We start from the raw sequence: 15,054 nt of genomic DNA, 5'->3' as shown, positions 1-15,054 counted from the left end.
GAACGGCGCTGAAGATGGCTCCCCGGCCGGGCGCTGGAAGAACCGGATCCGGCCTAGCGGCCGAGCTTTTCGTTGATCTCCGCGGCCTCGCCAAGCACGTGGGCCAGGCGTCGGAGTGGCGTGCTGCATTGCAGTTGCGCGAACAGCGCCAGCGCGCTGCCGCCGACCAGCACCACGGCGTAGAGCGCCACCACCGAGGGGCCATGGCCCGGGGCCATGACCGCCAGCCCGTCTGCCAGCACGACGGCCGCCGGCACCAGCGCCAGGATCAGCGCCACCGTGCGCGCGCCCCCTTCCCACAGCCGCGCCTGCAGCAGGACGCGCCGCTGCCGCGCGCGCAGTTGCAACACCGGAATCCGGCCCAGGCGCAGCAGCAGCGCATTCTCGACTTCGCTCTGGGCATCGACACGGCGGCTCAGCCACCGCAAGGGATGACGCAGTGCATCTCGGCCGGCCAGCAGCCGCGACAGCCACGCGCCGGCATAGAACCCCCCGCTGATGGCCAGCAGCACGTGGAACGCCTGCGGCAGCCAGGCCGGCGGCGCCTGCGCCAGGACCTGGTGCCACCAGACCAGCGCCCCGCCGGCCACGAGCGTCGGCACCAGTGCCAGGACGAAGCCGGCCCACAGGCCCATAGCCAGCCGGCCGTCGGGCGATTTTTCGGCCGGCGCCGTCTGCAACGCTTCCATCAGTTCGTAGGTGCTCGGCAGCCGCGTGTACATGGCGAAACAGGGCGATTCCAAACCCGCTATTTTGACCCGGGCCCGGTTGCCGCCGATAGGGGAAAACCGTCGCAAATTACCCCAACCCCACGTATCGGGGGGTGCCGTGTTGCGGCGCGGACGTGTATCTGAAAGTGCACATTTACGCGTCACTTGCTGCAGCATTCCTTACGCCAGGTATCGAATCAACTGATCGCCCTTCTGTTTATCCACAGCCCTCTCCGGGCATAAAGTCAACGCCAGAACGAAATCCCAACCATTGCTTCTGAGCGTACTGGAGAGAGACATGCCGAAGATGAGAGCAGTCGACGCGGCCATTGCCGTGCTGGAAAAGGAAGGCATCACCACCGCGTTCGGCGTGCCCGGCGCCGCCATCAATCCGTTCTACTCGGCCATGCGCAAGGCTGGGTCGATCCGCCACCTGCTGGCCCGCCACGTGGAAGGCGCCTCGCACATGGCCGAGGGCTACACGCGTGCCGAGCCCGGCAACATCGGCGTCTGCGTCGGTACGTCGGGCCCCGCCGGCACCGACATGATCACGGGCCTGTACTCGGCCTGGGCCGATTCGATCCCTATCCTGTGCATCACCGGCCAGGCGCCGCGCGCCCGCCTGTACAAGGAAGACTTCCAGGCCGTCGATATCGAATCGATCGCCAAGCCGGTGACCAAGTGGGCCGTCACCGTGCGTGAGCCGGCGCTGGTGCCGCAGGTGTTCCAGCAGGCGTTCCATCTGATGCGCTCGGGCCGCCCGGGTCCGGTGCTGATCGACCTGCCGTTCGACGTGCAGGTGGCCGAGATCGAATTCGATCCGGAAACGTACCAGCCGCTGCAGCCGTACAAGCCGGCCGCCTCGCGCGCCCAGATCGAGAAAGCCATCTCGATGCTGAACCAGGCCGAGCGTCCGCTGATCGTCTGCGGCGGCGGTGTGATCAACGCCAACGCCGACGAGCTGCTGGTCGAGTTTGCCGAACTGGTCAACGTGCCGGTCGTGCCGACCCTGATGGGCTGGGGCGTGCTGGCCGACGACCATCCGCTGCAGGCCGGCATGGTGGGCCTGCAGACGTCGCACCGCTATGGCAACGCGACGCTGCTGGCTTCGGACTTCGTGATGGGCATCGGCAACCGCTGGGCCAACCGCCACACCGGCAGCATCGACGTGTACACGAAGGGCCGCAAGTTCGTGCACGTCGATATCGAGCCCACCCAGATCGGCCGCGTGTTCGGCCCGGACCTGGGCATCGTGTCCGACGCCAAGGCCGCGCTGGAGCTGTTCGTGGAAGTGGCACGCGAAATGAAGATGGCCGGCCGCCTGCCGTGCCGCAAGGCCTGGGTGGCCGACGTGCAGAAGCGCCGCCGCACCATGAAGCGCAAGAGCGACTTCGACAACGTGCCGGTCAAGCCGCAGCGCGTGTACCGCGAGATGAACCAGTACTTCCCGCGCGACGTGCGCTACGTGACGACGATCGGCCTGTCGCAGATCGCCGCCGCGCAGTTCCTGTCGGTGAACCAGCCGCGCCACTGGATCAACTGCGGCCAGGCCGGCCCGCTGGGCTGGACCATTCCGGCCGCCATCGGCGTGAAGACCGCGTCGCCGAACTCGGACATCGTGGCCATCTCCGGCGACTACGACTTCCAGTTCATGATCGAGGAACTGGCCGTGGCCGCGCAGTTCAAGGTGCCGTACATCCACGTGGTGGTGAACAACTCGTACCTTGGCCTGATCCGCCAGGCGCAGCGCAACTTCGAGATGGACTACTGCGTGCAGCTGGCCTTCGACAACGTCAACGCGCCCGAACTGGAAGGCTACGGCGTGGACCACGTGAAGGTCGTGGAAGGCCTGGGCTGCAAGGCGATCCGCGTGTTCAAGCCCGAGGACATCGCCCCGGCCTTTGCCGAAGCCCGCGACCTGATGGCCGAGTTCTCGGTGCCGGTCGTCGTCGAGGTGATCCTGGAGCGCGTGACCAACATCGCGATGGGCACCGAGATCGACAACATCAACGAGTTCGAGCCGATCGAAGACCTGGAAGACGCGGAAGAAGCGATCCTGGCCGAAGAGACCGTCACCGCGTAAGTCTCGCGCCGAACCCTGTCATACCTGCAGTACGCCCACCGCCCCGCTCCACCGGGGCGGCCGGGCCACCGTTTTTCCCAACACCGAGAGAGACATCACAATGCCAAAGCTCGCAGCCAACCTGACGATGCTGTTCAACGAAGTGGGCTTCCTGGACCGTTTCGAGGCCGCCGCCCGCGCCGGGTTCCGTGGCGTGGAGTTCCTGTTTCCGTACGCGTTCCACGCCGACCAGATCGCCGACCGCCTGAACCGCTTCCAGCTGGACCTGGTTCTGCACAACCTGCCGGCCGGCAAGTGGGATGCCGGCGAGCGGGGCATCGCCTGCCACCCGGACCGCGTGGGCGAGTTCCAGGACGGCGTGGGTGAAGCCATCAAGTACGCCAAGGTGCTGGGCGTGCGGCAGCTGAACTGCCTGGTGGGCATCCTGCCGCAGAACGTCAAGCGCGAGCAGGCCAACGAGACGCTGGTCGAGAACCTGCGCTTCGCCGCCAACGCGCTGGCCAGGGAACATATCGACCTGCTGGTCGAACCGATCAACACGTTCGACATTCCCGGCTTCTTCCTGTCGCGCACGCAGCAGGCCGTCGACCTGATCGGCCAGGTCAACGCGCCCAACCTCTACGTGCAGTACGACATCTATCACATGCAGCGCATGGAGGGCGAGATCGCCAACACGATCCGCGCCAACCTGCCGAAGATCCGCCACGTGCAGCTGGCCGACAACCCCGGCCGCAACGAACCGGGCACCGGCGAACTGAACTACCCCTACCTGTTCCGCTTCCTCGACGAGATCGGCTACCAGGGCTGGATCGGCTGCGAGTACAAGCCGAAGACCACCACCGAAGCCGGCCTGGGCTGGCGCGCCGCGCACGGCGTCTGAAGTACGGAAAGTCCGCTCCCCTCTCCCGCTTTGCGGGAGAGGGGTTGGGGGAGAGGGCAACAGCGCCCTGCTTGCCGAGAGTGGCAATTCGAACGGCTGGCCCTCTCCTCCGCCCCTCTCCCATGAATGGGAGAGGGGAGAAACCCACTCAATCTGATCCAATGGAGACAAACATGGCAAACCAACGCAACGTCGGCTTTATCGGCCTGGGCATCATGGGCGCACCGATGGCGGGCCACCTGCGCGCCGCCGGCCACACGCTGTTCGTGCATGACGTGAACCCGGCCCCGCAGGCCCTGGTCGATGCCGGCGTCACCGTCTGCACCAGCGCCGAGGAAGTGGCCAAGCGCGCCGACATCGTGATCGTCATGGTGCCGGACACCCCGCACGTGGAAGCCGTGCTGTTCGCCGAAAAGGGCATCGCCGCCGCGTTCAAGGCCGCCGGCAAGGAAGCCACCTACGGCAAGATCGTGGTCGACATGAGCTCGATCTCGCCCATCGCCACCAAGGACTTCGCCGCGCGCATCAACAAGCTCGGCGCTTCGTACCTGGACGCCCCGGTGTCGGGCGGCGAAGTGGGTGCCAAGGCTGCCTCGCTGACGATCATGGTGGGCGGCCCGTCGGAAGCGTTCGACGAGGTGAAGCCGCTGTTCGAGCTGATGGGCAAGAACATCACGCTGGTGGGCGGCAACGGTGACGGCCAGACCACCAAGGTGGCCAACCAGATCATCGTGGCGCTGAACATCCAGGCCGTGTCCGAGGCGCTGCTGTTCGCCTCGAAGGCTGGCGCCGACCCGGCCAAGGTGCGCCAGGCGCTGATGGGCGGCTTTGCGGCATCGCGGATTCTTGAAGTTCACGGCGAGCGCATGGTCAAGCGTACGTTCGATCCGGGCTTCCGCATCGAACTGCACCAGAAGGACCTGAACCTGGCCCTGCAGGGCGCCAAGACGCTGGGCGTGTCGCTGCCGAACACGTCGGCCGCGCAGGAACTGTTCAACGCGTGCGCCGCCAATGGCTACGGCAAGCTCGACCACTCGGCGCTGTGCCGTGCGATCGAGATCATGTCGAATCACGAAATCGCCAAAGCCGCGAAGTAAATGCCATAGCAGTATTGCAATCGCCTTTGCGTGAAGGCGATTGCATCGTTTTTCCCAAGATTCCTCAGGATTCGCATGTTCGCCACCGACGCCAACGCCGCCCTGCTTTCGCCCCAGCGGCAGACCGACTATCGCAACCCTGCACAAGCCCGCGCCTTGCTGCGCGACCTGTTCGATACGGCAGTGGCCGCCGTGAGCGCCAGCCACTGCCTGCCGCCACACCTGCCGCAGCCGCCGAAGGGCCGCACCGTGGTGATCGGGGCAGGCAAGGCCGCTGCGGCGATGGCGCAGACTGTGGACGCGCACTGGCAAGGCGAGCTGTCGGGGCTGGTGGTGACGCGCTACGACCATGGCGCCGATTGCCACCGTATCGAAGTGGTCGAGGCCGCCCATCCGGTGCCCGATGCCGCGGGCCAGCAGGCCGCGCAGCGCATGGTGGAACTGGTGCAGGGCCTGACAGCCGATGACCTCGTACTTTGCCTAATTTCCGGCGGCGGCTCGGCGCTGCTGGCCGCGCCCGCGCCCGGCATCACGCTGGCTGACAAGCAGGCGGTGAACAAGGCGCTGCTGCGCAGCGGCGCCAGCATCGGCGAGATGAACTGCGTGCGCAAGCACCTGTCCGCGCTCAAGGGGGGCCGCCTCGCCCTGGCCTGCGCACCGGCCCGTGTGGAGACGCTGCTGATTTCCGATATTCCCGGCGACGATCCGACGCTGATCGCCAGCGGCCCCACGCTGCCCGACGCCACCACGTGCGCCGACGCGCTCGCGGTCATCGCCAAGTACGACATCGACGTGCCGGCCAACGTGCGTGCGCACCTGGAGTCCGGCGCCGGTGAAACGCCCAAGCCCGGCGATGCCCGCTTCGAAGGCCACCGCAGCGTCACGCTGGCCAGCGCGCAGCAGTCGCTGGAAGCTGCCGCCGCCCGCGCCCGCGAACTGGGCCTGACCGCGCACATCCTGTCCGACAGCATCGAGGGCGAGGCCCGCGACGTGGCCGAAGTGCATGCCGCCATCGCCCGCCAGATCGTCGCCCATGGGCAGCCGTTCCAGAAACCGTGCGTGATCCTGTCCGGCGGCGAGACCACGGTCACCGTGCGCGGCAACGGCCGGGGCGGCCGCAACGCGGAATTCCTGCTGTCGCTGGCGGTGGCACTCGATGGCCTGCCCGGCGTGCACGCGATGGCGGCCGACACCGACGGCATCGACGGTTCCGAAGACAACGCCGGTGCGCTGCTGGGCCCCGACACGCTGACGCGCGCCGCATCGCGCGGCCTGTCGGCCCGCGCACACCTGGACAACAACGACGGCTACGGCTTCTTTGCCGGGCTCGACGATCTGGTCGTGACCGGGCCCACCCGTACCAACGTCAACGATTTCCGCGCGATCCTGATCGTTTGAGATCGCGAGCTGCAGCATAAAAGAGGATGGAGAAGGAGACTTTCATGAGACGCCAGCGCAAAGCCAAGATCGTGGCCACCCTGGGCCCGGCCAGCTCGGACATCGCGGTGATCCGCCAGCTGTTCGATGCCGGAGCCGACGTGTTCCGCCTGAACTTCAGCCACGGCACGCACGATGATCACCGGGCCCGCTACGACGCCGTGCGGCGGGTGGAGGCCGAGACGGGCCGACCCATCGCGATCCTGGCCGACCTGCAGGGCCCCAAGCTGCGCATCGGCACGTTCGCCGTGGGCAAGGTGGCCGTGCGCGCCGGCGATACGTTCGTACTGGACAGCGACCCGACCCCCGGCGACGCCACGCGCGTCTACCTGCCGCACCCCGAGCTGTTCCAGGCGGCCAAAGCGGGCCAGTCGCTGCTGATCGACGACGGCAAGGTACGCCTGAACATCGAGGCGGTGGCCAGCGGCAGCATCACCACGCGGGTGGCCAACAACGGCACGCTGTCCGACCGCAAGGGCGTGAACGTGCCCGACGCCGTGATCCCGATTCCCGCGCTCACCGACAAGGACCGCCGCGACCTGGCATTTGCGCTGGAACTGGGCGCCGACTGGATCGCGCTGTCGTTCGTGCAGCGGCCGTCGGACATCGTCGAGGCGCGCGAGATCATCGGCACGCGTGCCGGCGTGCTGTCGAAGATCGAGAAGCCGGCTGCGCTGCAGCAGCTCGACGAGATCGTGCGCGTGTCCGATTCCGTCATGGTGGCCCGTGGCGACCTGGGCGTGGAACTGCCGCCCGAGCGCGTGCCCGGCGTACAGAAGCGCATCCTGCGCATCTGCCGCCAGCTGGGCAAGCCGGTGGTGATTGCCACGCAGATGCTGGAATCAATGATCGATTCGCCGGTGCCCACGCGCGCCGAAGCGTCGGACGTGGCCAGCGCGATCTACGACGGCGCCGATGCGGTGATGCTGTCGGCCGAGTCCGCCAACGGCCGCCATCCAGTGCCGGCCGTGTCGATGATGGATCGCATCATCACCGAGGTGGAGCGCGATCCGCTCTACCGCAACATGATCGACGCCCAGCACGAGGTGCCGCTTTCCACGCGCCAGGACGCGATCTGCGCCGCGCTGCGCGAGGTCACGCATATCATCGGCGCCAAGGCCACGGTGACGTACACGTCGTCGGGCGCCACCGCACTGCGTGCCGCCCGCGAGCGGCCGTGCGCGCCGATCGTCAGCATCACGCCGAACCTGGATATCGCCCGCCGGCTGGCCATCACCTGGGGCGTGCATTCGACGGTGAGCCCGGACGTGCAGAGCGTGGACGAGATGGTGGAAGCCGCGGCCCGCGCCGCGCTGGTGGAAGGCTATGCCGCGCCGGGCGACCAGATCACGATTGCGGCCGGCATGCCGTTCGGCCAGGGCGGCACGACCAACCTGCTGCGCGTGGCGGAGGTTGGTACGGAAGTGGCCGCGCTGGATATCAGCAAGGCGCCCGCCACGGCCGCCGTCTGACGACTGCACCACATATCGCGCTTTCCCTTGCGTAGGACGGGCTGACCCCCCGTTCAGCCGCCGCCCACGCCAATCCACAGCCCGATTGGCGTGGGCGGCGCTCTTTTTGGCCATCGCGATGCGCAGGGCGTCCTTTGACAGAAACGCGATGTAGCCGCCCCTTCGCATCCCGGGCAGCTGGTGCTTACCGCTACTCGTCGGGGCCAGAGGGCGCCACCCGTTGCCGCGCGACACGGCAGGTTCGTCAGTTCGCCGCGTGGCTGCGGCTGCCCGGCGTGTGCGCGCAGGGGCGCCGGAGCCGGTGGCATAGCCGTTGCTATACTCCATTGGCATAACAGATCCCCGGAGCGTAACAACATGCGTCTCGATGACGAAGCCGAAAGCCAGAATGTGGAAGACCGCCGTGGTGGAGGTGGCGGATTCGGCATCGGCGGCAAATCGATCGGCATCGGCACGATCATCGTTGCGCTGGCCGCGTCGTACTTCTTCGGCATCGACCCCAGGCTGATCCTGCAGGGCGGCTCGGCGCTGCAGCAACAGCAGGAACAGGCCCCGCAATCGCAGTCGCACCGGCCGCCGGCCACCGACCAGCTCTCGGTGTTCACGCGCAAGGTCCTGGGCAATACCGAGCGTACATGGGAACACATCTTCGAGAGCGACCTGAACCGCCGCTATGCGCCGCCGACGCTGGTGATGTTCACGGGCGCCACGCCCACCGCGTGCGGCACGGGGCAGTCGGCCATGGGGCCGTTCTACTGTCCCGCCGACCAGAAGGTCTATATCGATCTGTCGTTCTACAACGAACTGCGCCAGCGGTTCGGCGCGGGCGGCGACTTCGCCCAGGCCTATGTGATCGCCCACGAAGTTGGCCATCACGTTCAGAACCTGCTGGGCGTGTCGAACAAGGTGGATGCCGCGCGGCGCCGCATGAGCGAGGCGCAGGCCAATCAGCTTTCGGTGCGCATGGAACTGCAGGCGGACTGCCTGGCCGGCGTGTGGGCCGCCACGGCGGGCAAGCTCAACCAGCAGCTGATCGAGCCCGGCGATATCGAACAGGGTCTGAAGGCCGCGGCCGCGATCGGCGACGACCGCCTGCAGAAGCAGTCGCAGGGCTATGTGGTGCCCGAGGCGTTCACGCACGGCACCAGCGAACAACGCGTGCGGTGGCTGCGACAGGGCCTGACGACCGGCGACATCCGCAAGTGCGACACCTTCGCGCAGCGGCAGCTCTGACGGTACTTCGGAAAAATCAGGAAAGAACTACGGGAAAAAATGCGATAACGGCAGGCGGGGGAAAAATCACCTGCGCGACTTCAGAGAGAAGGAGGAGGTCGGCCGCGCAGGTGGGAGAGAAACCGGAAATCAGAATCGGCGGCCCGGAGGTGACCCGGGGCCGCCGATTTGCGTTCTGGCCGGCTGACAGGTCATCAGACCTTGTAGCCGTACAGATCGCCGTTGCGCGAGTTGTCCAGCGCGGAGCCGGAGATCTCGCCGCTGAAGCTGCGTGCGCCTTCGCCGAAACTGTCGAACTTGCCCTGGCGGGCGCCGTCCGTGTAGCTGTCGAACTTGCGTTGGCCGTCGGTGAAGAAATCGAACTTGCCGATCTTCGAGCCTTCACTGTACGTGTCGAACTTGCCTTGGCGCGCGGCATCGGCATACACGTCGAACTTGCCGACCTTCTTGGTCGAGGCGGGCGCGGCAAAAGCGGTCGACGCAGCAAACGTGGCAAGCACGAGAGCGCCGCCAAGGATACGTTTGGCGTTCATCTGGGACTCCTTCAACTGATTCACAACTTTTTTATGGATACAGCTGACTACTGCCCGGACGCGCTATCTGTGTAGCGATGCGAGCACGGACTGAAGGTTAGTGGCTAGCACTTCTACGAGAAACACCGCTGCGACGAATGGTGCGTTGCTCGCCGTGAAATGCCGGGTCTGTGGATGAACGGTAGGGGTTGGCGACCGAATGGCTGCCAGGAGGGGTATTCCGCTGTACGGAACAGGCCACCTACCCTGCGGTACGCGCACGGGCAGGTGGCGGGCGCCGCGGACGTCTTCCGTCACGCAGCGCGGCCGTGGGTTCAGAGCGTGTACTGGCCGCTGGCCTCGGGCTGGAACGCGATGCTGACAATGGTCACGCGCTGCGCGCCGCCGTTAGGCAGGCGATAGTCGACGGTCTTGCCGGCGCGGGCACCCAGCAGGGCCTGACCGATCGGCGACAGCACCGACAGCCGGCCCGCCGCCAGGTCGGCATCGTCCGGATAAGCCAGTGTCCACTCACGCGGCGCGGCTTCGCCTTCCAGCGTGCAGACGACGCGCGAATTCATCGTCACGACATCCCTGGGAATGGCATCGGGCGACACGATGGCCGCGCGGGCCAGCAGTTCGTCGAGCATCTCGTCCAGCTCGGCGGTGCCGGCACGGCTGGCGATACCCTCCAGGCGGGTCACGTCGAGTTCGGTCAGGTAGAGGGTCGGGTTCTTGGTCTTTGCCATGGCAGTGCCTCTCGCAAAAGCGGTGGCCGCGCGTCGGGACGAAACCCCGGCGCAGGCGGCAGCCGTTGAAATTCGGTCGGGCCGGCGCGCAACAGGCACCGGCGGCGTTACAGCGGATTAGCGTGGTGGCTCGGGCCCGGTTCGGCACCGGACCCTTGCTGCTCAGGAGTGGGGTCGGTCAGGCCGGGAACCGGGCAGGATCAAGCGGGGCGTTGATCCGGCGGGTGGCGGTGATGGGCTGCGCCACCATGCGCGCGCACGCCGGTCGCATGGTGCGAACCAGGACAAGGGCGGCGGACGGAAGGCGGCGAGACATCGTAGGAAATTTCTGAAAAAAAGCGCCTCTGGGACGCGAACGGCCATGCTAGCACAGCCATCGCCACACGGCCGATGAGAAACATCCCCGCTCTGGCCGGGACTCGGCTCGCGTGAACTGCCTGGCGGTTCAGTGTCGCGGCGGCTCCGGATGGCACTCGCAGCCAGCCCCTTCTGCAGCCTGCTGCAGGTTCTGGAGGATGCCGCACTCGCTGGCCGGATGCGGATTGGGATTTTCGCAGGTATGGCGCAGCGTACGGAGCTGCCCTTCCAGCGCCTCAAGCGCCACACGTTGCGCGTGGATCTGCTCGATCTGGCGATCCAGCAACGTGTCGATATCGGCACACGCCAGCGACGGGTTGCGCTGGAAGTCGCGCAGCCGGCGGACATCGGCCAGGCTCATGCCCAGCGAGCGGCAGTGGCGCACGAAATTCAGCTGCACCAGGTGACCGTCGCCATAGCGCCGGTAGCCGTTGTCTTCGCGCTGGGGGGCGTCGAGCAGCCCTTCGCGTTCGTAATACCGGATGGTTTCCACGTCGCAGCCGCTATGGCGCGACAGTTCGCCGATGCGCATGGCAGAAGTCTCCGAACTGGGATCGATGATTCATCCCTGTAGTCATTACAGGGTTAGTCGATAGTGTAGACCTGTCCCGCCGGGCTTGCAGTAACGGCCGCGTCGGCACGGCAATCGGCTGCCCTGCGGCTGGCGCGTCATCCTGTAGAATCGACGCATCGTTTTTGTATTGTGCGTCACCCGCCCCCGTGCCTCCGCTTCGGCTCCTGATGATGATCGTGCTGCTTGCCTTCCTGCCCCTGCAGGCCTGGGCCGGCATTGGTACGTCCATGGCAGCCCCAGGCATACAGGCGCCGCACGTGGCCGCCATGGCGCAAGGCAACGTCGCGGTGGCCGCCGACCCGGCTGATGTATCCCATCCGTCTGCCGCGCCGGTTTCGCCCGATTCCTCCCTGCCTGCCGATAGTGCCGAGCCGACGCCGCCCGGCGCCGACTTTGCCGAGCAGCTGCTGCCGGCGCCCCTGCCGCGTGTGGTGACATCGGCCGCGCGTGGCACCGTGCCGCGCTACGCGGCCGCCCCGCTGCCCGATCCCGACCTGCCCCGGCTGCCGCGCCCGCCGCGCGGCTGATCCCGCTTTCGCGCGGCCGAGATGTGCCGCGCCTACCCCTGTCGCGCGGCACGCCGGATGCGTGCCGTGCGCGCCTGCGGCCTGTCCGCGTCCTTACCTGCACTGCCCCACAACCATGAAACGCATTTTCCTGTTCCTGGCGACCAACATCGCCGTCATGCTCGTCCTCAGCATCACCGCCAGCCTGCTGGGCGTGAACCGCTTCCTGACGTCCAACGGCCTGAACCTCGGCATGCTGCTGGCCTTTGCCGCGCTGATGGGCTTTGGCGGGTCGTTCATCTCGCTGCTGATGTCCAAGACCATCGCCAAGTGGTCCACCGGTGCCCAGGTCATCACCCATCCGAGCACCAGCACCGAACTCTGGCTGGTGCAGACCGTCGAGAAGCTGGCCACGCGCGCCGGCCTGCCGATGCCCGAAGTGGCCATCTACGACGGCGAGCCCAACGCCTTTGCCACGGGCGCGTCGAAAAACAGTTCGCTGGTGGCCGTGTCCACGGGCCTGCTGCAATCGATGTCGCATGACGAGGTGGAGGCCGTGCTGGCGCACGAGGTGGCCCACATCGCCAACGGCGACATGGTCACCCTGACGCTGATCCAGGGCGTGGTGAACACGTTCGTGATCTTCATGGCACGCGTGGTCGGCTACTTTGTCGACTCGTGGCTGCGCCGCAATGACGAGGAATCGAGCGGCCCCGGCATCGGCTACATGATCACGGTGGTGGTCTGCGAGATCGTGTTCGGCATCCTGGCCAGCATCATCGTGGCGGCTTTCTCACGGCATCGCGAGTACCGGGCCGATGCGGGCGCGGCCGGCCTGATGGGTACGCCCGTGCCGATGGTGGGCGCGCTGCGCCGCCTCGGTGGACTGGACGCCGACGGCCTGCCGCAGAACATGCAGGCCATGGGCATCTCGGGCGGCAAGTCGTGGATGGCGCTGTTTTCCAGCCACCCGCCGATCGAATCGCGTATCGCCGCGCTGCAGAACGCCCGCTGATGCGGTACGGCCGGCGGCGTGGCCCGTACGGCTACGCCGCCAGGCCGTCTTCCCCCGCCTCCGCCGCGTCCGACCGGAACGCAGCCCGGTAGCGTTCGGGCGTGGTCTGCACATGACGCAGGAACGCCTGCCGCATGACATCGGCATTGCCGAATCCCGTGGTGCGGGCGATCGCTTCGAGCCGGCGGTCGCTGCCTTCCAGCAGCCGCCGCACGGCTTCCACGCGCAGCCGCTCCACATAGCGCGCTGGCGTTTCTCCTACCTGCTTGACGAAAACCCGAGCAAAGTTGCGGGGGCTCATGGCCGCCTGCTCGGCCAGCACCCCCACCGACAGGTCGCGGCCGAGGTTGTCGGCGATCCACGTCTGCAGCGCGCGCAACTCCGGGCTTTGCGCCGCTTGCGCGCGCAGCACGGTGGAAAACTGCGCCTGGCTGCCGGGGCGACGCAGGAACATCACCAGTTCCCGCGCCACTTCCAGCGACACCGCGTGGCCCAGGTCTTCCTCGACCAGCGCCAGCGACAGGTCCATGCCTGCCGTGACGCCGGCCGACGTGTAGAAGCGTCCGGCGCGAATCCAGATCGGATCGGCATCGACAGTCAGTTCGGGATGACGCTGCGCCAGCCGTTCGGCGTGGCGCCAATGCGTGGTCACGCGCTGGCCGTCGAGCAGGCCGGTGCGGCACAGCGCGAAGGCGCCCGTGCACACGGCACCCATGCGCCGCACCGTGCCGGCCTGCTCGCGCAGCCAGTCGATCAGCCGCGCGTCATCCGCGGCGGCGCGCGAGCCCGCGCCGCCGGAGATCAGCATCGTATCGATGGGCTTGCCGATCCGGCCGGCGATCTGGTGGTACGGCGCCTCGGCCAGCAGCCGCAGCCCGCATTCGGTATGCACGATGGCGTCGTCGCTGACGCTCGCCACGTGGACCTCGTACGCCGGCTGGTCGCGGCCGCAGAGCTTGCTTGCCGTGCTGAAGACTGCCGTGGGCCCCGTCACGTCAAGTTCCTGCGACGGATCTGGCGCGACGATCACCACGACGCGCGGCGGGTCTGGGACGAGGTGCATGATGTGTTGCGTGATGGGTGATTGACGCGCTGGCGCTTACGTTGCCACGATCATACTGCCGCAGCCACCGCCGCCGCCCGTTCCCGGCGCTGCCACGCCAGCGTCACCACCAGCGCGATGCCCAGCGCCGGCAGTACCGCCAGATTCACGCCCTGCCAGCCCCAGACGGTCAGCACCTGACCTGCCGCCAGCGTGGCGGCCGCCGTCAGCACGGCCGACGAAAACTCGCTGGCCGACTGCGTGCGCGCCCGTTCGCTGGGCCGATAGCTGCCGGCCAGCAGCGTCGTGCCGCCCACCGACATGAAATTCCACCCCATGCCCAGGCACAGCAGCGCCACGTAGAACGCCACCAGCGACGTCGAGCACAGCGCCACCACGGCAGCCAGCGCGGATAGCGCGATGCCGGCCACCAGCATCACCGGGTTGCCGAACCGCTGCAGCAGCCACCCCGAGAAGAACGACGGTGCGTACATGCCCACCAGATGCCATTCGATGATTTGCGCGCCCTGCGCGATCGTGTGGTTGCACGCGATGGCCGCAATCGGCGTGGCGGTCATCACGAACATCATCACGGCGTTGCCAATGCCGTTGTTGGCAAACGACGCCAGGAACACCGGCTGCCGGACGATCTCGCCGAGCGGGCGCGCCGGCCGGGTGTCGGCGGCGGCGGCGGCCAGGGCGACCGGCGACTCGCGGTACGCCAGCATCAGCAGCATCACGGTCAGCGCCCCGAAGGCCGCCACCACGGCGTAGGATCCGGCAAAGGGCGTCGGCAGCATCATGCCGGCACTCCACGCCGCAATGGCCGGGCCGCACACGGCGGCCACCACACCGCCGGTCAGTACCACCGAGATCACGCGCGGCTTTTCCGGCAGCGGCGCTGCGTCGGCGGCGGCCAGCCGGTAGAAGCGGGCGAACGACTGGAACACGCCGACCAGGGCCGTACCGGCGCAGAACAGCCAGAAGTCGTGGCGCCAGATCGCCGCCACCGACACCCATCCGCCCAGCATGCAGGCCACGCCGCCCAGGCAAAACGCGAAGCGGCGCCCGAATCGTTCGATCACGAACGGCACGCCCAGGGCCGTGGCCGCGCCCGCCACGGTAATCAGCGCGAACGGCAGCGTGGCCAACGCCTTGGCTGGCGCGAGCGTGTAGCCGACCAGCCCGGTCAGCGTCAGGTCGACGGATATGGCGGACGTGAACAGCGCCTGGCACAGCGCCAGCACGCGCGCCTGGCGCATCGCGGGGGAAGCCATCGGAGTCTCCGGATTCTGGAAAAAGGGATGGTTTCCAGCGTAAGGGCCCGGCCGGGCGGCCGACTGACAATGTTCAGCGGAATCCTGCCAAAACCGTAGCGACCCTCCGA

Annotated in this window: 14 protein-coding genes; 8 read left to right on the top strand and 6 right to left on the bottom strand. The window is 67.4% G+C overall.

What is annotated here, in order from left to right; genetic code table 11:
• Window positions 1-53: 53 nt before the first annotated feature.
• Window positions 54-722, bottom strand: a complete 669-nt coding sequence (locus tag BLQ58_RS22980) for a hypothetical protein (protein WP_092602302.1) — start codon at window positions 720-722, stop codon at window positions 54-56.
• 286 nt (window positions 723-1,008) lie between these two features.
• Here BLQ58_RS22980 and gcl point away from each other — a divergent pair, with 286 nt between their 5' ends.
• The 6 genes from gcl (at window position 1,009) to BLQ58_RS22950 (ending at window position 8,912) form a co-directional block, all read left to right on the top strand.
• Window positions 1,009-2,793: a glyoxylate carboligase gene (gene gcl, locus BLQ58_RS22975; protein ID WP_092602300.1), complete on the top strand. Its 1,785-nt coding sequence runs from the start codon at window positions 1,009-1,011 to the stop codon at window positions 2,791-2,793.
• A gap of 100 nt (window positions 2,794-2,893) precedes the next feature.
• Window positions 2,894-3,673: a hydroxypyruvate isomerase gene (hyi, locus tag BLQ58_RS22970; RefSeq protein ID WP_092602298.1), complete on the top strand. Its 780-nt coding sequence runs from the start codon at window positions 2,894-2,896 to the stop codon at window positions 3,671-3,673.
• 161 nt (window positions 3,674-3,834) lie between these two features.
• Window positions 3,835-4,770: a 2-hydroxy-3-oxopropionate reductase gene (locus BLQ58_RS22965; protein WP_175459976.1), complete on the top strand. Its 936-nt coding sequence runs from the start codon at window positions 3,835-3,837 to the stop codon at window positions 4,768-4,770.
• A gap of 75 nt (window positions 4,771-4,845) precedes the next feature.
• The gene (locus BLQ58_RS22960; protein WP_092602294.1) at window positions 4,846-6,168 is read left to right on the top strand and encodes a glycerate kinase type-2 family protein; all 1,323 of its coding nucleotides are present in this window, start codon (window positions 4,846-4,848) and stop codon (window positions 6,166-6,168) included.
• Between the two features lie 44 nt (window positions 6,169-6,212).
• Window positions 6,213-7,679, top strand: coding sequence for a pyruvate kinase (gene pyk / locus BLQ58_RS22955; protein ID WP_092602292.1), 1,467 nt, complete (start codon window positions 6,213-6,215; stop codon window positions 7,677-7,679).
• Window positions 7,680-8,036: 357 nt separating this feature from the next.
• On the top strand, window positions 8,037-8,912 hold the full coding sequence (locus tag BLQ58_RS22950) for a KPN_02809 family neutral zinc metallopeptidase (protein ID WP_092602290.1): 876 nt from the start codon (window positions 8,037-8,039) through the stop codon (window positions 8,910-8,912).
• 194 nt (window positions 8,913-9,106) lie between these two features.
• Here the strand turns inward: BLQ58_RS22950 and BLQ58_RS22945 are convergent, their stop codons facing one another.
• From BLQ58_RS22945 to BLQ58_RS22935, 3 genes are all read right to left on the bottom strand, one after another.
• A complete protein-coding gene (locus BLQ58_RS22945) occupies window positions 9,107-9,445 on the bottom strand; it encodes a hypothetical protein (protein WP_092602288.1) in 339 nt (112 codons plus the stop codon).
• A gap of 314 nt (window positions 9,446-9,759) precedes the next feature.
• Window positions 9,760-10,173, bottom strand: a complete 414-nt coding sequence (gene rnk / locus BLQ58_RS22940; protein WP_092602287.1) for a nucleoside diphosphate kinase regulator — start codon at window positions 10,171-10,173, stop codon at window positions 9,760-9,762.
• Between the two features lie 445 nt (window positions 10,174-10,618).
• On the bottom strand, window positions 10,619-11,062 hold the full coding sequence (locus BLQ58_RS22935) for a Cd(II)/Pb(II)-responsive transcriptional regulator (protein ID WP_092602285.1): 444 nt from the start codon (window positions 11,060-11,062) through the stop codon (window positions 10,619-10,621).
• Between the two features lie 209 nt (window positions 11,063-11,271).
• Between BLQ58_RS22935 and BLQ58_RS22930 the strand changes: the two genes are divergently transcribed.
• Both BLQ58_RS22930 and htpX read left to right on the top strand, forming a co-directional pair.
• Window positions 11,272-11,631 carry a hypothetical protein gene (locus BLQ58_RS22930; RefSeq protein WP_254776074.1) on the top strand — a complete coding sequence of 120 codons (360 nt, stop codon included), beginning with the start codon at window positions 11,272-11,274 and terminating at the stop codon, window positions 11,629-11,631.
• A gap of 115 nt (window positions 11,632-11,746) precedes the next feature.
• A complete protein-coding gene (gene htpX, locus BLQ58_RS22925; RefSeq protein WP_092602283.1) occupies window positions 11,747-12,625 on the top strand; it encodes a protease HtpX in 879 nt (292 codons plus the stop codon).
• A gap of 31 nt (window positions 12,626-12,656) precedes the next feature.
• On the opposite strand, the gene BLQ58_RS22920 is transcribed toward htpX, so the two are convergent.
• Together BLQ58_RS22920 and BLQ58_RS22915 are read right to left on the bottom strand one after the other, a co-directional pair.
• Window positions 12,657-13,688 carry a GlxA family transcriptional regulator gene (locus BLQ58_RS22920; RefSeq protein ID WP_092602281.1) on the bottom strand — a complete coding sequence of 344 codons (1,032 nt, stop codon included), beginning with the start codon at window positions 13,686-13,688 and terminating at the stop codon, window positions 12,657-12,659.
• Between the two features lie 50 nt (window positions 13,689-13,738).
• Window positions 13,739-14,944 carry an MFS transporter gene (locus BLQ58_RS22915; RefSeq protein WP_092602279.1) on the bottom strand — a complete coding sequence of 402 codons (1,206 nt, stop codon included), beginning with the start codon at window positions 14,942-14,944 and terminating at the stop codon, window positions 13,739-13,741.
• Between the last annotated feature and the right edge of the window lie 110 nt (window positions 14,945-15,054).

It is taken from the genome of Ralstonia sp. 25mfcol4.1 (genome assembly GCF_900104095.1).
In the GTDB taxonomy this organism is placed as follows: Bacteria; Pseudomonadota; Gammaproteobacteria; order Burkholderiales; family Burkholderiaceae; genus Cupriavidus.
The sequence above is the reverse complement of the archived record's forward strand: the minus strand, read 5'-3'. Positions and strand labels throughout refer to the sequence as shown.